The 17,179-nt window shown below is 64.1% G+C and carries 16 protein-coding genes; 6 read left to right on the top strand and 10 right to left on the bottom strand.

Annotation, left to right across the window (positions count from 1 at the left end):
- Positions 1-66 precede the first annotated feature (66 nt).
- Positions 67-1,467, bottom strand: coding sequence for an EAL domain-containing protein (locus AB7F49_RS07050; protein WP_428521124.1), 1,401 nt, complete (start codon positions 1,465-1,467; stop codon positions 67-69).
- A 227-nt stretch (positions 1,468-1,694) separates the two neighbouring features.
- Entirely contained in the window at positions 1,695-3,044 is a 1,350-nt protein-coding gene (locus tag AB7F49_RS07045) for an aspartate aminotransferase family protein (RefSeq protein ID WP_428521179.1), read from the bottom strand.
- Positions 3,045-3,363: 319 nt separating this feature from the next.
- Here AB7F49_RS07045 and hisS point away from each other — a divergent pair, with 319 nt between their 5' ends.
- Positions 3,364-4,965 (top strand): histidine--tRNA ligase, encoded by a 1,602-nt coding sequence (gene hisS, locus AB7F49_RS07040; protein WP_428521123.1) that lies wholly within the window; start codon positions 3,364-3,366, stop codon positions 4,963-4,965.
- Between the two features lie 227 nt (positions 4,966-5,192).
- On the opposite strand, the gene AB7F49_RS07035 is transcribed toward hisS, so the two are convergent.
- The 4 genes from AB7F49_RS07035 to AB7F49_RS07020 form a co-directional block, all read right to left on the bottom strand.
- On the bottom strand, positions 5,193-5,711 hold the full coding sequence (locus tag AB7F49_RS07035; RefSeq protein ID WP_428521122.1) for a nuclear transport factor 2 family protein: 519 nt from the start codon (positions 5,709-5,711) through the stop codon (positions 5,193-5,195).
- The gene (locus AB7F49_RS07030; RefSeq protein WP_428521121.1) at positions 5,708-6,175 is read right to left on the bottom strand and encodes a nuclear transport factor 2 family protein; all 468 of its coding nucleotides are present in this window, start codon (positions 6,173-6,175) and stop codon (positions 5,708-5,710) included. Before AB7F49_RS07030 ends, AB7F49_RS07035 begins: the two co-directional genes overlap by 4 nt.
- 91 nt (positions 6,176-6,266) lie before the next feature.
- The gene (locus AB7F49_RS07025) at positions 6,267-6,821 is read right to left on the bottom strand and encodes a nuclear transport factor 2 family protein (RefSeq protein WP_428521120.1); all 555 of its coding nucleotides are present in this window, start codon (positions 6,819-6,821) and stop codon (positions 6,267-6,269) included.
- Complete coding sequence (locus AB7F49_RS07020) at positions 6,818-7,288, bottom strand: nuclear transport factor 2 family protein (RefSeq protein ID WP_428521119.1); 471 nt, start codon at positions 7,286-7,288, stop codon at positions 6,818-6,820. Before AB7F49_RS07020 ends, AB7F49_RS07025 begins: the two co-directional genes overlap by 4 nt.
- 178 nt (positions 7,289-7,466) lie before the next feature.
- Here AB7F49_RS07020 and AB7F49_RS07015 point away from each other — a divergent pair, with 178 nt between their 5' ends.
- Positions 7,467-8,630 (top strand): ATP phosphoribosyltransferase regulatory subunit, encoded by a 1,164-nt coding sequence (locus AB7F49_RS07015; protein ID WP_428521118.1) that lies wholly within the window; start codon positions 7,467-7,469, stop codon positions 8,628-8,630.
- On the top strand, positions 8,627-9,604 hold the full coding sequence (gene hisG, locus AB7F49_RS07010; RefSeq protein ID WP_428521117.1) for an ATP phosphoribosyltransferase: 978 nt from the start codon (positions 8,627-8,629) through the stop codon (positions 9,602-9,604). The genes AB7F49_RS07015 and hisG overlap by 4 nt, the downstream gene beginning before the upstream one ends.
- 12 nt (positions 9,605-9,616) lie before the next feature.
- Here hisG and AB7F49_RS07005 read toward each other — a convergent pair whose 3' ends face one another.
- Positions 9,617-10,651 (bottom strand): GlxA family transcriptional regulator, encoded by a 1,035-nt coding sequence (locus AB7F49_RS07005; protein WP_428521116.1) that lies wholly within the window; start codon positions 10,649-10,651, stop codon positions 9,617-9,619.
- Between the two features lie 137 nt (positions 10,652-10,788).
- On the opposite strand from AB7F49_RS07005, the gene AB7F49_RS07000 reads away from it, so the two are divergent.
- Positions 10,789-11,847: a class I SAM-dependent methyltransferase gene (locus AB7F49_RS07000; protein ID WP_428521115.1), complete on the top strand. Its 1,059-nt coding sequence runs from the start codon at positions 10,789-10,791 to the stop codon at positions 11,845-11,847.
- Position 11,848: 1 nt separating this feature from the next.
- Here the strand turns inward: AB7F49_RS07000 and AB7F49_RS06995 are convergent, their stop codons facing one another.
- Genes AB7F49_RS06995 through AB7F49_RS06985 form a run of 3 tightly spaced genes read right to left on the bottom strand, consistent with a single transcriptional unit; the run spans position 11,849 to position 15,261 of the window.
- On the bottom strand, positions 11,849-12,853 hold the full coding sequence (locus AB7F49_RS06995; RefSeq protein WP_428521114.1) for an SDR family oxidoreductase: 1,005 nt from the start codon (positions 12,851-12,853) through the stop codon (positions 11,849-11,851).
- Positions 12,854-12,912: 59 nt separating this feature from the next.
- A complete protein-coding gene (locus tag AB7F49_RS06990) occupies positions 12,913-14,652 on the bottom strand; it encodes a CocE/NonD family hydrolase (RefSeq protein WP_428521113.1) in 1,740 nt (579 codons plus the stop codon).
- A 3-nt stretch (positions 14,653-14,655) separates the two neighbouring features.
- Positions 14,656-15,261: a GtrA family protein gene (locus tag AB7F49_RS06985; protein ID WP_428521178.1), complete on the bottom strand. Its 606-nt coding sequence runs from the start codon at positions 15,259-15,261 to the stop codon at positions 14,656-14,658.
- On the opposite strand from AB7F49_RS06985, the gene AB7F49_RS06980 reads away from it, so the two are divergent.
- Complete coding sequence (locus AB7F49_RS06980) at positions 15,218-16,321, top strand: glycosyltransferase family 2 protein (protein WP_428521112.1); 1,104 nt, start codon at positions 15,218-15,220, stop codon at positions 16,319-16,321. The two genes, AB7F49_RS06985 and AB7F49_RS06980, sit on opposite strands and share 44 nt — an antisense overlap.
- Before the next feature lie 4 nt (positions 16,322-16,325).
- Positions 16,326-17,168 (top strand): ChbG/HpnK family deacetylase, encoded by an 843-nt coding sequence (locus AB7F49_RS06975; protein WP_428521111.1) that lies wholly within the window; start codon positions 16,326-16,328, stop codon positions 17,166-17,168.
- The last annotated feature ends 11 nt before the right edge of the window (positions 17,169-17,179 follow it).

Here is a 17,179-nt window from a genome sequence, read left to right as displayed (position 1 = left end):
GGAGAGCGGCAGGGTTTAGCGCGCCGTGTCGGCCGCGTCACCCACCCGTGGAGCGGATTTTCGCGACTAGATCGCGGCGCGCGCCGCGGCGCCAAGTGTCGCTTCGGCGGCCGGGCGATCGGCAACGGCGGACACTGACGTCACGCCATGCAGCGCGTCGGCTCGCACCGGGCGTGGCGGCGAGAACAGAAAGCCCTGACCGAAGCGCACGTCGTAATCCAGCAGGTCCACCACCACCGCCTCGGTCTCGATGCGCTCGGCGATTAGGCTGATGCCATGCCGCCCGAGCAGGTCGGACAGGTCGGCGGCATGGATGTCGGCAGCGGACCCGGCCTTGCTGAGCAGGAGCTGTGCCGGCACCTTGACGAACCGCACACCCAGTTCGGACAGATCGCGGGGGCCGATCCGCAGATCGGTCACGTGATCCATGGAGAACCGGTACCCGAGTGCGATCAGGCCGGCCAGGCTCTCCTGCTCGATCGGACCCATATTCACCAGTGCGCTCTGGGTGAATTCCAGCATCAGGGACGAACTGAGCGCGCGGTTGGCTTCCAAGAAGTCGAAAAACTGGCGGAAGATATCGGCGTCGTTCAGTGTCGCGACCGAGACATTGCAGAACAATCCGATCTCGCGGTTCTTGAGCAGCAATCTGCGCAGCACCTGCACGCAGCGGAACAACTGCATGTTGTCGATCTTGGCGATCAGCCCGGCCTTCTCGGCATGGACCAGAAAATCGCTCGGCAGGATCAGCGTGCCATCATCGGTGCGCAGCCGGGTCATCGCCTCGTAATAGCGGACCTTGCGTTGCGGCAAGGTCACCACCGGCTGCAGATAGAGATCGATGCGTCCGCCTTCGATCGCGCCTGCGATCGTAGCTGTGATGTCCTCAGCGGTCTTGCCCTTCAGCGGGCCGGTGGCAACGAGGTCGCTTGCGGAATCGCTTAAAGGTTGCGGCTCCGCTTCCTTCGCCTTGGCCGGTTCGGCGCGGGCGACGCTCCTTGCCTCGGCAAGCGGCGGGGGCGCTGGGCGGCTGGTCGCGGGCGCGGCAATTACCGGTGTCTGTCTGAACTGTTCAAAGCGGGTGTCCTGGGCGGCGACGGCCTCGGCGAGTTCCTTGACCAGAGCGCCGAGCTCGCCGATCTCGGCTGCAAGCGCGTCGTTCGGCATCCGCGAACGGCGTGCCGCCTCCTGAGTCTCGAGCGCACTCACCTTGCGCCCGATTTCGCCGACCTGGCGAGCGAGATCGGCGGTGCCGCGAGACAGATCCGCGATCTTTTCACCCAGATCGTCCCGATCGCGCAGCCTTGCGGAGACCGTGTTGTACAGCGCGAGCGCGGTCATGACGGCAAGCGCAATGACCGCCGATTCGGTGCCCGACAGGCGAAATACCAGATAGCCGATAGCGCCGATCGATGCTGCGATCAGGATCACGCAGATTGCGATGAAGATGGCTGTCAGCCGCGCCATGGAAGCCCTGTCAGGGCGCATCCGGCCGCCGAGCCGATTCGCCCTCCCCGGCCATAATGTCCACGAGCGCCACGCGAAGCGCAAGCAATCCGGGCGCACAAATCTGCTGGATCGATCAGGTGTATCCGGTTCCGCCGCGGAACAATGCGGATCGCCTGCCTTGTGTGTGCAAGCGCCAGCCTGTCGTCAGGCTCCGGAACCCGGACCGCGTCACCGTGGCAATGACGTTACGCCACCGCCTTGATCGCGCGCGCTACCTTCTCGAAAATTTCGCCAATCTGGCTTTCGCTCACAATCAGCGGCGGCGACATCGCGAGCGAATCCCCCACAGCGCGCAGCATCAGCCCCTCCTCGTGGAAGCCGCGGTCCATTGCCTCGAAGCCGCGTTTTCCCACGCCGTCCGGCTTCGACGCCAGATCGATGCCGACCGTGATGCCGACGCAGCGGATATCGAGCACGTTGGGCAGGCCCTTGAGCGACATGCAGGCGTCGTACCATGTGGGCTCAATCTTCCTGGCGCGCTCGAACAGGCCTTCGTCGCGATAGAGATCGAGCGCGGCAAGACCGGCCGCGACCGCAAGCGGATGGGCGGAATAGGTGTAGCCGTGGAAGAATTCGATCGCGTGCTCGGGCCCGTGCATGAAGGCCTCGTGAATCCCCTTCCTCACCAGCACGCCGCCCATCGGCACCGAACCCGAGGTCACGCCCTTGGCGAAGGTGATCATGTCCGGCACCACGCCGTAGCGTTCGGCGGCGAAGGCGTGTCCGAGCCGGCCGAAGCCGGTGATGACCTCGTCGAACACCAGCAGAATTCCATACTTGTCGCAGATCGCGCGCAGTCTTTGCAGATAGCCCTTCGGTGCCGGGAGCACCGCGGTCGACCCCGCCATCGGCTCGACGAACACCGCGGCGATGGTGTTGTCGCCGTTCAGAGCGACCAGACGCTCCAGTTCATCCGCCAGATGCGCGCCCCATTCCGGCTCGCCCTTGGAGAACGCCTGATGTTCGCGGTTATAGGTGTGCGGCAGATGATCGACGCCCGCGAGCATCGTGCCGAACGCCTTGCGATTGTTGCCGATGCCGCCGACCGACATGCCGCCGAAGCCGACGCCGTGATAGCCGCGCTCGCGCCCGATGAAGCGCGCGCGCTGGCCCTGACCGCGCACATTCCAGTAGGCGAGCGCGATCTTCATCGCGGTGTCGACCGCTTCCGAGCCCGAATTGCAGAAGAACACGTGGTCGAGGTCGCCCGGCGCCATCGCCGCGATCCGGCTCGCCAGTTCGAACGATTTCGGATTCGCGTACTGGAACGGCGGCGCGAAATCCATTTCCGCGGCCTGCGCCTGGATGGCGGCGACGATCGGCTCGCGGTTATGCCCGGCATTGGTGCACCAGAGCCCGGCGGCGCCGTCGAGCACGGCTTTCCCCTCCGGGGTGAAGTAATGCATGTCCTTGGCGCGCGACACCATGCGCGGGCGCTTCTTGAAGGCGCGGTTGGCGGTGAACGGCATCCAGAACGCTTCGAGGTCGTTCGGGACGGCGGTGGCGGCGGGCTTGCGGGCGGACTGGGTGCTCATGGCGGGGCCTTTCTTGGATTGCGATTCCTTTAGCTCATTTTTCATGCCGGCGCCTCTTCTCCCCTCCCCCATGAGCGAAGCGAGTGGTGGGGAGGGGTCGGGGGTGGGGGGGCGTTTTTGCCGAATCTACGAGAAGCCCCCCACCCCGGTTCGCCTCGCTGTGCGACGCGAACCGACCCTCCCCACCGCTTCGCGGGGGGAGGGAAAGCGACCGTGGTTGCCGCATCGGCTTGCCGCTGTTACTAGCCGCGGACCATCTGCATCGTTTCAGATCGCAATCTGCATACGCGCAGACCGTAATCTGCAAAGTTGACGCTTCATGACCGACAAACCGAGCAAACTGAAGGCGCGGCTGCCGCGCGGCCTCGTGGACCGGACCCCGTCCGAGATCGCCTCCACCCGCGCGATGCTGGAGAAAATCCGCGCCGTCTACGAGCTCTACGGCTTCGACCCGGTGGAGACGCCCGCGATCGAATATACCGACGCGCTCGGCAAGTTCCTGCCCGATCAGGACCGCCCGAACGAGGGCGTGTTCTCGTTTCAGGACGACGACGAGCAGTGGCTGAGCCTGCGCTACGACCTGACCGCGCCGCTCGCGCGCTATGTTGCGGAGAATTTCGACGCGCTGCCGAAGCCCTATCGCAGCTATCGCGAAGGCTGGGTGTTCCGCAACGAGAAGCCGGGACCGGGACGGTATCGCCAGTTCATGCAGTTCGATGCGGATACGGTGGGGTCTGCATCGATGGCCGCCGATGCGGAAATTTGCATGATGGCGGCGGATACAATGGAGGCGCTCGGCATCCCGCGCGGCAGCTATGTGGTGAGAGTCAATAATAGAAAGGTCCTTGACGGCATCATCGAAGCTATCGGAGTTCAGGACACAGGGACACGTCTGATCGTGCAGCGTGCGATCGACAAACTTGATCGCCTTGGAATTGTGGGCGTCCGCGCGCTTCTCGGCAAAGGTCGTTGGGACGGCGGCGAAGAGGGCAAAGGTGACTTCACCAAAGGTGCCAATCTCTCGACCGACCAAATCAACGAGCTGGAGACCTTCCTTCTTGCGACAGCCGATGTCAGCTCCAACGAAAAGTCTCTTGATGAGTGGACATGGCTCGATTGCACTGCGGTCGAAACAACCGCAGGCCGCGGACTTGGAATAACCAATGAAGCAACCATCCAAAAATTCCGCGGATGGTTTTCGAATTCAAGCCTATTCGAGCAAGGCTTGGACGAACTCGAAGAAATTTCAACGATTGCTGCGTCTGCTGGATATCGAACTCGCCGTCTTTCGATAGCACCCTCGGTAATCCGTGGCCTCGAATACTACACCGGCCCGGTCTACGAAGTAGAACTCCTCATCGAAACGAAAGACGAAAAGGGTCGCCCGGTGCGCTTCGGCTCGGTCGGCGGCGGCGGGCGTTACGACGGCCTGGTCTCGCGCTTCCGCGGCGAGCCGGTCCCGGCCACCGGATTTTCGATCGGGGTATCGCGTCTCGCGGCCGCTCTCGCGCTTGTGAACAAGAGCGATGCACAGCCAAGTTTCGGCCCCGTGGTCGTCACGGTTTTCGACCAGGATCGAATCGCAGATTATCAGCGCATGGTCGCGGAGCTTCGCGCAGCGAATATCCGCGCCGAGTTGTATCTCGGTTCAGGAAAGTTCAATCCGCAGATGAAATATTCCGACAAGCGCAACGCGCCCTGCGTGGTGATCCAGGGCTCGGACGAAAAAAACGATCCTGCGGGCGAACGGGTGGTGGTGAAGGACCTCGTTGCCGGCGCGCAACTGTCGAAACTGGAAAAGGGCCGCGACGAATATCTGCAGAAGCAGGCCGACGCGCAGCGCAAGGTGCCGCGCGACGATCTCGTCAAGACCGTGCAGGAGATCCTGGCGCGGCATGGGGTCAGGACGCGGACGGCGTAGCGTCGCCACTTGCTCGGATCACCTCCCCCACCCAGCCGCGCTCGCGCGGCTGCGTTCTAAACTAATCGTACACAAGTCGGGCAAGCCCGACTTGTCTCGGGGGAGGTCGCCTGCCGAAGGCAGGCGGGAGGGGGGTAAACTGCACTTATAACTATGCAGCTTACCCCCCTCCCGAACCCTCCCCGCAGGGGAAAGGGAGCGCACCGAGTAAGCGGAAACAACCGGCGTCACAAGCTCAGCAATTCATCCTCTTCCGGCACCAGCGAAGCCGTCTCGATCCGCCGGTTCACGTCGATCGGATGGCCGACCACCTGCTCGGCCACGTCGAACGTGTCGGCGATGCTGCGGAACGCCACCAGCCTGCCATCGCGGAAGCGCAGGAAATGCGCGCCGCGGAAGCACAGTGAGCGGCCGGTGTCGCGCTGCCGCGCCCGCACATGGCCGTAGGCTGCGACGCGCTCGCCCTGCACCACGAGATGCTCGATCTCGAAATCGGTCATGTGGAAGAAGCACGGCATGATGCGGGTGACCAGTTCGATCGCGGCCGCCTTGCCCTGCCGGCAGCCATAGAGATCGAACTGCTCCGCCGGACCCGCCAGCAGCCATTCGACATTGTCGTCGAGGATCGCATCGAGCAGGCCGGCGTCGCGCTTGAGATAGGCACGATAGAAGGCGACAAGCCATGGCGGCACGTCGCGGCCGTGCAGCCGGTCCGGGAATGCTGCGGCGCTGACAACGGCGCTCATAACGCGATCACGTCCCGTTGCGCGGCCAGACGCGGCTCGCGATACGGATCGATCCGATGACCGACCACCTGCTCGGCCATGTCGAAGGTGTCCGACACGCCCTTCAGCGATACGACCTTGCCGTCGCGAAACACCACGAAGACTGCGGTCTGATAGGTCAGGATCCGCCCGGTTCCCTTCTGCACGGAAGTGACGTTGTTCAGGAGCGCCGCGGTGTCGCCGTCGATCACGACTTCTGCCGGCTCGAAGCGCCTGACCGAGAACATCGAGGGCACCAGCCGTCCAATGTAGTCGACGACTGCCGCCTTGCCGCGCCGGTAGCCACAGAACACGAACAGGTCCACCGGACCGGCCATGTGCCATTCCACGTCGTCGGCGAGATACGGCGCGAGCCGAACCGGGTCGCGCGAGGCCAGCGCCTGGTAGAAGGCGTGCACGGTGGCGGGGGTTACGGCTTCACCCATGATCGTCTCCGGACGATCGTGCAGAATGAATTGCAATTCCTTATTTTTGGTGAGGAGCGGGCGCACCCCTCGGCAACCCGTTAACGCCTCGTTAATCCGGCGCGCGCGGATGCAGCGCCTCGGCGTCCGCCACCAGGTCGCCCGGGAATGCCGACAACGTCTTGATTGCACGCGTCACATCAACGGCGTGACCGACCATCTGCTCGACTGCGTCGAAGGTGTCCGGGATGCCGCGGAACGATACCAGCTTTCCGCTCTCGAAGCGCAGGAAGTTCGCGAAGCGGAAATTGAGCGAGCGCCCGGTGTCACGCTGGCGCGCGCGCAGACGGCCATGCGCCGCGACCTGCCCGGCGGCCGCATCGCCTTCCACAATCAGGTGTTCGAAGACGAAGCCGGTCGGATAATAGTAACAGGGGATGATCTTCGTGATCAGTTCGATCACGCTCTCCTTGTCCCGGCGACGGCCGTAATGGTCGAATTGATCGGCCGGCCCGGCGAGCAGCCAGTCGATGTCGTCATGCAGGATGCGCTCCAGCCACCCGGCATCGCGTGCCAAATAGGCCTCGAAAAAATCTGCGACCCAATCCGGAATAGCGCGGCCGGCGGCATGACGCGCCACCGCGAGCGTTTCGGTGTCCGCGATCACAGCATCACCAGCGTGTCGTCATTGTCATGCTGTTCCGGCGTCCGGAATGCATCGATGCGATGCCCAAGCACCTGCTCGGCGATGCCGAATGTGTCTGTCACCACCTCGAAAGCGATGAGCCTGCTGTCGCGGAACACAAGGAAATGGGCACAGTGATAGGACAGGGTGCGCCCGGATTTCGCGTGCACGGCGGTGATCCGGCTGAACGCACCCGCGCTTTCGCCATCGATGAGAATCCGGTCGACCTCCGTACGCGTGACGCTGAGCATGCCGGGCTTGATCCGGAAGATAGAGTCCAGCACGGCGTCCCGGCCACGCCGAACCCCGCAAAAGGGAAACACGTCCACCGGACCGGCCATGGTCCATTCCACGTCGTCGGCCAGCAACATGCCCACCGCTGCGGCATCGCGCGCGGAGTAGGCTTCGAAAAAGGCTTGCACGATGCTGCGGCTGACGACTGCGGCCATGCGCTTTGGTCCCTGGCCGGCCAGGATAGCCATCACATCTTTATTTTTTCTGATGCCTCAGAACTTTCCGGTATGAGACGCTTGCCATTCCTTAACCCCGTCGGGCCGATTCCGCCGTTAAGCCCGGCGGCGGACCGTCGTCGAAACCTCAAACCATCCGTGCTAAAGGCCCGCGGCCATGACCAACCCGCCGACCGTGACCGTTCCCGAGCCCTACGCGGAGACCCTTGTCTCGGCCCGAAACCTGGTTTCGACCTATGAAGCTGCGGGCTATTCGCGGGCTCATCCGGCCATCCTTCAGCCGGCGGAGCCCTTTCTCGACCTGTCGGGCGAGGATATCCGCGCACGCATGTTCCTGACCGCAGGCCGCGCCGGCGAGGAGCTGTGCCTGCGCCCGGATTTCACGATTCCCGTGTCGCGCGACTATCTCCACTCTCCGGCCGCCGGGCGGCCGCAGGGCTATTGCTATCTCGGGCCGGTGTTCCGCGATCGCGGCACGCTCCCGGGCGAGTTCTTGCAGGCAGGCATCGAATCGTTCGGCCGCACCGACAAGGCCGCCGCTGACGCCGAGACGCTGGCGCTCGGGCTCGCGGCGACCGCGCATTTCGGGCGCAACGCGCCTTCGATCATGACCGGGGATGTCGCGCTGTTCACGGCTTTGGTATCCGCGCTCGATCTGGCGCCGGCCTGGAAGCGGCGGCTGATCAAGGACTTCAACCGCAAGGCGTCGCTAGCGCAGGACCTGGAGCGCCTGACGCTGCACGCACCCAACGGCAAGGCGGATTATCAGGGCGTGCTGGCAGCACTCGCCGGCTCCGACCCGAAGGCCGCCCGTGCGCTGGTCACCGACCTTCTGTCGATTGCGGGCATCAGCGCGGTCGGCGGCCGTTCGGTTGGCGAAATCGCCGATCGATTTCTGGAGCAATCGACGCTTGGCGCCGCCGCCGCCCTGCCCCGCGAAACCCACGATCTCGTAGTTCGATTCCTCAACATCAGCGGCACGCTCGACGACGCCGCAACCGCCATGCGAAGGCTCGCGGCGGAAGGTGGGCTGTCGCTCGACGCCGCGCTCGATCATTTCGAAGCGCGCAGCGCGGAATTCCGCAAGCGCAATATCGACGCGCGGCGCGTGGCGTTCTCCTGCGCCTTCGGACGCGGCATGGATTACTATACCGGTTTCGTGTTCGAATTGCGGGACGGCGGCAGCGACGAGCCGCTGGTCGCGGGAGGTCGCTACGACGATCTGCTGACGCGGCTTGGATCGCCTTCGCCCATTCCCGCGGTCGGATTCTCGGTCTGGATCGAGCGGCTTTCCGATTCTATTGCGGGAGGTGCATCATGACGGCTCCCGTGATCATCGCAGTCCCGGCCAAGGGACGGCTGCAGGAGAATGCGGAAGGCTATTTCGCGCGGGCAGGCCTGAAACTCATCAAGCCGCGCGGAGCGCGCGACTATCGCGGCACCATCGCCGGAATGGATGGCGTCGAGATCGCCTATCTGTCGGCGTCGGAGATCACTGCGCAACTCGCGCAGGGCGCGGCGCATCTTGGCGTCACCGGCGAGGATCTGGTCCGCGAGATGATCCCGGATGCGGATGCGCGCGTGATCCTGCTCGAGGGACTCGGATTCGGCTACGCCAATGTGGTGGTGGCGGTGCCGCAGGCGTGGATCGACGTGCGCAGCATGTCCGATCTCGACGATGTCGCGACCGCGTTCCGGCTCAAGCATAACCGCAAGATGCGGGTCGCAACCAAGTATGTGAACCTGACCCGCGGCTTCTTCGGACAGCACGGCATCGGCGACTACCGGATCGTCGAAAGCCTCGGCGCCACCGAAGGTGCGCCCGCCGCCGGCACCGCCGAGTTGATCGTCGACATCACCACCACCGGCAACACGCTCACGGCCAACGCGCTGAAGGTGATCGAAGACGGCGTGATGCTGCGCTCCCAGGCAAATCTGGTCGCCGCCCGCGGCGCCGACTGGAAGAATGGCACGCTCGACACGGCCCGCCGGATTCTCGACCGGCTCGCAAGCCAGGCCCGCGCCCAGGCCTTCCGCGAAATGCGCACCCGTTTCAAGGGCTGCGACGACGCGCTGCTTGCGGTTGCCCGCGAGACATTCGGCATCGTCACGCCGTTCGGCGGCCCGACCTCGTCCGGCATGCTGACGCTGCATTGCCCGCCGGATCAGGTGTTCGCGCTTGCCGATTTCCTGCGCGGAAAAGGCGCCGATGCGATTTCGGTCTCGGACATCGATTATGTCTTCACGCAGGACAATCCGCTGTTCGAGAGATTGAAGACGGGGGTGCAGCTGTAGCGCGCCGCGAGACTATTGGTTCTCGCCGCCGCGGGCGAATTGCGGCACCCGGAAACGCTTGCGATAGGCGCCCGGCGACAATCCGGTCAACCGCTTGAACAGGCGGCGGAAGAAGGCCGCATCCTCGTAACCCGCGCGCCAGCCGATCTCGTCGACCGGCGCATCGGTGCGTTCCAGCCTGCGCTTGGCATCCTCGATCCGAAGGCGCTGCACGTATTCAATCGGGGAGAGCCCGGTGACATCGGTGAAGCGCCGCTTGAAGGTGCGTTCCGCGAGGCCGGAGCGGCGGACCATCTCCTCGACCGGGCTCACCACGGAAAAGTGCGAGGCAAGCCAGGTCTGCGCTTCCGCAATAGCCGCGTCGCCATGATCCTTGCGGCCTTCAAACACGATATAGGGTGCAAGTCCGTCCTGATGCCATTGCAGCGCGAAGAAGCGCGCGGCGGCCTGTGCCGCAGGCGCACCGACAAAGCGCACGATCAGGTATAGTACGAGGTCGTGCCAGCTTGTGGACGCGCCGGAGCTGATGAGGCTCTGGCGCTCGCCCGCCGCCACCAGTACACGCTCGGGTTCCGAATGGATGAGCGGGTAGGTCTTCTCAAACTCTCGCGCATAGCCCCAGTGCACGGTGGCGCGATGGCCGTCGAACAGCCCGGTCTCCGCAAGCAGGAAAATGCCGGAACAGGCCGAGCAGAGGATTGCGCCCTGCCGGTGCATGCGAGCGGCAAAGTCGACGAGATCGGGATAGCGGCCCTGCTTCCAGCCTTGCGGACCGAGCACGACGGATGGCACCAGCACGATGTCGGTCGCCGCGATATCGGCGGCGGCTCGCCCGACGCGCAACGGTAAACCGCTGGCAAGCGATATCTCGCCCGGCGCGGTGCCGACGATATCGACGGCGAAGGGCGGGGTGTCCGGAATTGCCGGATCGGTCCTGGCCAGCAGCCCGAACGCATTCAGCACGTCGTAGATGCCGACGAGCGTCGACATCGCCGCTTCAGGAACGGCGACAAGACTGACATGGAGCGGACGGGGCTCTGTCGGCATGCAGGCCCTTTACACCGCCCGCTGGCACAAATGAACCGGTCCTGGCCGGTTACGCACTCGCGACCGGTTTGTCCGCGCGGCAGAAGTCCGCGCAATTCCGTCGCAGCGGGCGCCGGACAAATTCAAGGAAAACGGGCATGAATATCGATCAGCAGAAACTCGAATCCCTCGTCGGGCGCCTGTTCGGCGACCTGTCGGCCGGCTATGGCGGGGTGATGGTCAGCCTCGGCGACAAGCTCGGGCTTTACAGAGCGATGGCCGGCGCGGGCCCGCTGTCATCGCACGAGGTGGCGAAGCGGTCCGGCTGCGCCGAGCGCTATGTGCGCGAATGGCTGAACGCGCAGGTGGCGGGCGGCTATGTGGATTATCACGTCGCATCCGGCACCTACGAGCTAACGCCGGAACAGGCTGCGATTCTCGCCGACGACACGAGCCCGGTCTATCTGCCGAATGCTTGGCAATGCGTGGCCTCGATGTGGGCGGACGAGGACAAGTCGCTCGACGCAATGAAGACCGGCCGCGGCGTAAGCTGGGGCGAGCATGACGGCCGGCTGTTTTGCGGGTCCGCGGCGTTCTTCCGCAATGCCTATGCCGGCAGCCTGGTGCAGCAATGGCTGCCGGCGCTCGATGGCGTGGTCGAAAGGCTCAGGGCCGGCATCACGGTTGCCGATATCGGTTGCGGGCATGGGCACTCCACCACGCTGATGGCGAAGGCATTTCCGAACAGTCGGTTTTTCGGCTTCGACGCACATGAGGGCTCGATCGCGGCGGCGCGTCAGGTCGCGCAGGAGGCCAGTGTCGCCGATCGTGTCAGCTTCAAGATCGCCAAGGCGGATACCTATCCGGCGCACGGCTACGACCTGATCTGCTTCTTCGACAGTCTCCATGACATGGGCCACCCGAACGATGCGATGCGGCACGCGGCGACCTCACTCGCGCCGGACGGCACTGTGATGCTGATCGAGCCATTCGCCAGCGACAAGGTCGAGGAGAACATCAATCCGGTCGGCCGGCTCTATTACGCCGCCTCAACCACCATGTGCTGCGCGCATGCGATTTCCGAGAACGGCACGCATGTGCTGGGCGCGCAGGCCGGACCGAAGCAGCTTTACGGCGTGCTGCGTCAGGCAGGCTTCGGCCAGGTCCGGACGGCGATGCAAACGGCGTTCAATCTGGTGATCGAAGCGAGGCTTTAATTCAGCCCCCCGAATAGCCTCCGATGATCGGCAATATCTCGCCGGTGATATAGCTCGAGCAGCTCGGGGCGGCGAGAAACACGAAGGCCGGCGCAATCTCTTCCGGTTGCGCCGGCCGCTTCATGGGCGTGTCGGCACCGAATTTCGATACGCCCTTGGCGTCGCGGTCGGCCGGATTGAGCGGCGTCCAGACCGGACCGGGCGCGACCGCATTGACGCGGATGCCTTTTCCGACGAGATGCGTTGCAAGCGAGCGCACGAAGGCATGGATGCCGCCCTTGGTCATCGAATAATCGAGCAGCTTGTCGTTGCCGAGAAGGCCGGTGACGGAGCCGGTCATCACGATCGAAGAGCCCTCCTTCATGTGCGGCACCGCCGCCTGCGCCATGTGGAAATAGCCGTAGAGATTGGTCTTCAGGGTGCGGTCGAAATGCTCGGGCGTGAGATCGAGGAAGTCCTGCACGTGTTCCTGGAACGCCGCGTTGTTGACCAGAATATCGAGCGCGCCGAGTTCCTTCACCGTGCGCTTCACCGCTTCCCTGCAGAAATCCGGATCGGCAACATCGCCTGAAATGACAATGCAGCGGCGGCCTTCCTTCTCTACCGCCCGTTTGGTCTCTTGTGCATCCGCGTGTTCGGAAAGATAGGCGACCGCTACGTCGGCACCTTCGCGCGCATACAATACGGCCACGGCGCGGCCGATCCCGGAATCGCCGCCGGTGATCAACGCGACCTTGTCCTTCAGCTTGTCCGACCCCTTGTAATGCGGCGCGTCGTACATCGGCGCGAGTTCGAGATCGGACTCGTTGCCCGGCTTTTTCAAATGCTGCGCCGGCAGCGGTGGTTCGGGATAGCGGCGCGCGCCGGCCTGCATGGCGCCGCGCTCGTTGTCCTGCTTCGGCTTCGATTTGTCCTTGCGGTCGATATTGTCCTGGATTGCGCGTTCGGCAGCCGCGGTCTTTTCGGCGGCCAGCGCGAAGCGATCCTTGGTCGCTGCGTCTGCCATGGGTGTCCTCGCGTGTGAGACGTCGAGCACCAACGGAGGCGAGGCCAGCAAAGTTCCCCTCAACCGTTGAGCACCGGAAGCAGCAGGCGCGACGACGACATGATCGTGGACAGACAGCTTGTTCCCGCCGACGCATGGCGGAAACCCATGATGGACGGCGCTTCCGGGTTCTGGTCGTCGCCGGTGAGAACAAGCCGGATGCAGTGTCCGGACTTGAAGCGTCGCGCATTGTCTACCATGGGAATGCGATAGCGAACCAGCTGCCCGACCGGCACCGCTTCAAAGCTACGGCAGGGCAAGACCGGCGCGCCGGGCCTGCTCGCCGCCTCATCCACTTCGCGCAGGCTGGCGCGCAGGTAGCCGGCCGTGATGTCCGTCGCATTCCCGGACGGATCGACATCCTGAAGCGTCACGATGAAGGCGGTGTCGATGGCGGTCGCTGTCGCGTCCAGCGCAAGCTCGACCGGACCCGTCATGTCGAGATCTCGTTCCAGCGGTTCGCTGTTCCATGTCAGCATGGCCGGCGGATCGGTCTCGCTCGGATGCGCACGATTAAGACCGCTACCAAGCGTCATCATCGTCCGCGTACCGGTTGTGCCCTCGTCGGCGGCGAGGCCGCCATCGGCGCGCAACGCGTAGTCGCGATAGGTCACGCCGGGCAAAGGCCATGCATCGGCCGCGTGAAATCCCGTCGCCCCCGGCAGGACATAGCGAATGCGGGGACCTTCCAGAATTCCGGTGTCCTTGCCCTTCAGCCAATGGTCGTACCAGGCCAGCGCCTCGACATGCAGGCTTTCCCATGGCCAGGTCAGGCCGAAATCCCCGAGCATCGCAACGCGGACATGATTGCTGTTCTTCAGCGCGTTGAAGGCCGGAAAGGTCGACGGCAGATGCAGGGGCACATTCTGCCAGTCGCAGCCGAGATAGACCGGGATCTCGATCCGATGGAGCAGCGGCATCAGATTGCGCTCCTCCCACCATGCATCGCGCACCGGCCGTTCCACCGCGACCGCGCGCCAGTAATCGTCCCACGGATGCGGATCGTGATGCAGCTTCATGAGAAGCCTGAGCGCGGTGATCGAGGCTTCGCCATTCATGGTGGCGAACTTGCGGTGGATCGCAGGCACATGCAGGACCGTACGCACCGCCTCGACCAGTTCGCTGCGCAGGAAGCGGTCGGACAGTTGCGATGTCATCCCGAGCACGGACACGAACGGCGTGATGAACGAGCTCGAAAACAGGCCGTGGTGGCTCACCGCTTCATACAGGTCCGCCGTGACCGCGACCGGGAAGATCGCCTTCAGATGCGGCGGCCGTTCGACAGCGGCTTCAAGCTGGGTCATCGCGAAATAGCTGATGCCGATCATGCCGACATTGCCATCGCACCAGGGCTGTGCCGCCGCCCATTCGACGAGGTCATGCATGTCGCGCCGTTCCTGCGCGTCGAACAGGCCAAAGGTGCCACCCGAGCCGCCGGTGCCACGCAGGTTGACGATCAGATGCACGTAGCCGCGCGGCACGAAGAAATCGCTGGCGCCCGCCTCGATGAAACCGGCCGGCGCACCCAAATCCTGGAGCTGGCGCGGATAGGGCGAGGCCGCGATCAGCACCGGGTAGCGGCCGGGCTCGGCAGGCCGATGCACGTCGGCGAGCAGCGTGACGCCGTCGCGCATCGGAACCGCAATATTGTTGTCGCGGGCCATCGCATGCTCTGGCGCGGAGAGGTTGCGATAGGTGCGGCCGGTGGTTTGCGGGCCGTTGAGCTGACGCTCGCCGGGTTCGGTTCCTGCAATGGACATGCCTCAGACCTTTGGCTTGCGGAACACCAACAAATGGGAAATCGAAAAATTGACGAGGAAGCTCACACCGATCGCCAGCAGTTTCGCATAGAGAACCGGAACCACAAGCGCAGCCAGCACCAGAGTGGTGGTCGCCGCGATCAACCCCACTCCCTGAGAGGCGATGAACGCCAGATACGCCATCGCGGTGAGACGCCGTCCGGACTCGGCGGCGAAGGTAATAAAGGAATTCATCACGTAGGAGCCGGTCACGGCGATGGACCAGGCCAGAATGTTGGCAACCACGAGCGAAGTGGTCAGGTATTTGAGCGCCAGCAGGAACAAGCCGAGGTCGACCAGCGTATTCACCAAACCGATCGAGGCGAAGCTCATGGCCTTCACCATCAGAGCCTGGCGTCTCAAAGCCGCCATGAAGCGCCGCGGCAGGCTCCGGGCATTCTGAAAATCCGGCATTGTCGGCGTTAACTTTCTGAAAGAACGGCGTTTTCTGAACAAAAGCTCATGCAAGGCCGGCCGCTTGCGGTATAAAGCCGGGACCCGCCATGCAGGCCTGAACAGGCGCGACATGCCGACAAGAGACAGACCAGACCGGAATACAGCAGCCGCCACTTCGCGCAAGCGCGGGGAATCGCCAAGCCTGTCGATCGTGGTGCCCTGCTTCAATGAGGCCGACAACCTGCCGGCCTTTCATGCGCGGCTGTGCGAAACCGCCCAATCCCTGCGCGAGAAGCGCGGCCTGAAGATCGAGGTCGTCTATGTCGACGACGGTTCGCGAGACAATACCTATGCCGTCGCAAGCGCCCTGCCCGCCATCGGTCTCGATGTGCAGGCGCTGTCGCTGTCACGCAATTTTGGCAAGGAAGCAGCACTGATGGCGGGGCTGCAGCACGCACGCAACGGCGCACTCTTGTTCATGGACGGCGACGGACAGCATCCCCCCACTCTGATCGAGCGGCTGGTCGGGCACTGGCTCGATGACGGCTATGACGTGATCTATACCGCCAAGGCGCATCGCGATCAGGAATCGATGCTGCGGCGGGCCGGCGTGAAGACCTTCTACGCGCTGATCAACTTCCGCTCGCGCTACAAGATTCCGGAAGATGCCGGGGACTTCCGCTTGCTCTCGCCACGCGCGGCCAACGCGCTGCGACAATTGCCCGAGCGGAACCGTTTCTTCAAGGGACTCGCGAGCTGGATCGGGTTCCGGCAATTGCGCGTCGACTACGAACCGGCCGAGCGCGCTCATGGCCGCACCAGCTGGAATTTCGGTTCGCTGATCGGGCTGTCGATCGAGGGATTGACATCATTTTCGGTCGCGCCGCTTCGGGTAGCAAGCTTGCTCGGCGTGGTGATGGCGACGGGCGCCCTGATCTTCGGAATGACGATCCTGTACGAGACACTGGTCTACGGCAAATCGGTGCCGGGCTATCCGTCGGTCGTGGTCGGACTGATGGTTCTGGGCGGCGTGCAACTCATCATGATCGGCGTGCTCGGGGAATATGTCGGCAAGATCCTGTCGGAGCAGAAGGCGCGCCCGGTCTATTTCGTCGCCGAACATCAGACCCGCAGCGAAGCCGGCGAAGAAACCAGCCAGGAAACCAGCCAGGAAACCAGCCAGGAAACGAGCCAGCGAACCGATCAGGATCGCCGGCCCGGCGCGGCCGCCTGAGCGAATGTCGACTCAACCGCTGCGGCGCATCGTCCTGTGCGCGGACGATTACGGCATCTCGCCCGCCGTAAGCGAAGCGATCCGCGATCTCGTCGCCCGCAAACGCCTGAATGCCACCTCGGCAATGGTGGTGGCGCCGTCCCTAACGGCATCCGAAGCCGCGGCGCTTGCCGGACTGAAACGCGCCGCGCCGCATCTGCAGATCGGACTGCACTTCACGCTCACCGCGCCGTTCCGTCCGCTGAGCGAGGCGTATTCCCCGCTGAGGAACGATGCCTTCCTGACGCTACCGGCCACGCTCGGCAGCGCGCTGGTCGCGCGTCTCGACCGCGACCGCGTCGCTCATGAATTGCGGACGCAGGTCGCCGCATTCTCCACGCTGTTCGGATGTCTGCCGGACTATGTGGACGGCCATCAGCACGTGCAGATCTTTCCACAGATCCGCGACGCAGCGCTGTCGGTGATGCGCGAAATGCTGCCTGGCGCGTGGATGCGGCAGTGCGGGCGGGTCACACCGCTGGCAGCGCGCGTCTCCGATCGCAAGGGCATGCTGCTCGACATGATGAGCAAGGGCTTTCGCAAGCGCGCGGCCGCAGCCGGCATCGCGGTCAACCCTGCTTTTGCCGGCGCCTACGATTTCGGCTCCGATCCGGATTTTGCCGCACTCTTCCCGGGCTTCCTGAACGAACTTCCGGCGGGGAGTGTCGTCATGTGCCATCCCGGATTCGTCGACGACACGCTCAAGGCGCTGGACCCGCTCACGAATTTGCGCGAGCGGGAATACGCCTTCTTCGCGTCCGACGAGTTCCCGGACCTGCTAAAGGCGCAGCGCGTCACGTTGTCGTGACATCTCCCCGG

Origin of the sequence: Pseudorhodoplanes sp. (assembly GCF_050250235.1) — a bacterium.
Lineage (GTDB): Bacteria > Pseudomonadota > Alphaproteobacteria > Rhizobiales > Xanthobacteraceae > Pseudorhodoplanes.
Note: the sequence above shows the minus strand (reverse complement) of the source record. Positions and strands in the feature narration are given on the sequence as shown.

Coding starts and splice junctions, on each gene's coding strand:
- AB7F49_RS06990 (WP_428521113.1), bottom strand. CDS start 14,652: ATGTCCATTGCAGGAACCGAACCCGGCGAGCGTCAGCTCAACGGCCCG.
- AB7F49_RS07015 (WP_428521118.1), top strand. CDS start 7,467: ATGACCAACCCGCCGACCGTGACCGTTCCCGAGCCCTACGCGGAGACC.
- AB7F49_RS07050 (WP_428521124.1), bottom strand. CDS start 1,467: ATGGCGCGGCTGACAGCCATCTTCATCGCAATCTGCGTGATCCTGATC.
- hisG (WP_428521117.1), top strand. CDS start 8,627: ATGACGGCTCCCGTGATCATCGCAGTCCCGGCCAAGGGACGGCTGCAG.
- AB7F49_RS07030 (WP_428521121.1), bottom strand. CDS start 6,175: ATGGGTGAAGCCGTAACCCCCGCCACCGTGCACGCCTTCTACCAGGCG.
- hisS (WP_428521123.1), top strand. CDS start 3,364: ATGACCGACAAACCGAGCAAACTGAAGGCGCGGCTGCCGCGCGGCCTC.
- AB7F49_RS06980 (WP_428521112.1), top strand. CDS start 15,218: ATGCCGACAAGAGACAGACCAGACCGGAATACAGCAGCCGCCACTTCG.
- AB7F49_RS07005 (WP_428521116.1), bottom strand. CDS start 10,651: ATGCCGACAGAGCCCCGTCCGCTCCATGTCAGTCTTGTCGCCGTTCCT.
- AB7F49_RS06975 (WP_428521111.1), top strand. CDS start 16,326: ATGTCGACTCAACCGCTGCGGCGCATCGTCCTGTGCGCGGACGATTAC.
- AB7F49_RS07000 (WP_428521115.1), top strand. CDS start 10,789: ATGAATATCGATCAGCAGAAACTCGAATCCCTCGTCGGGCGCCTGTTC.
- AB7F49_RS06995 (WP_428521114.1), bottom strand. CDS start 12,853: ATGGCAGACGCAGCGACCAAGGATCGCTTCGCGCTGGCCGCCGAAAAG.
- AB7F49_RS07045 (WP_428521179.1), bottom strand. CDS start 3,044: ATGAGCACCCAGTCCGCCCGCAAGCCCGCCGCCACCGCCGTCCCGAAC.
- AB7F49_RS07020 (WP_428521119.1), bottom strand. CDS start 7,288: ATGGCCGCAGTCGTCAGCCGCAGCATCGTGCAAGCCTTTTTCGAAGCC.
- AB7F49_RS07035 (WP_428521122.1), bottom strand. CDS start 5,711: ATGAGCGCCGTTGTCAGCGCCGCAGCATTCCCGGACCGGCTGCACGGC.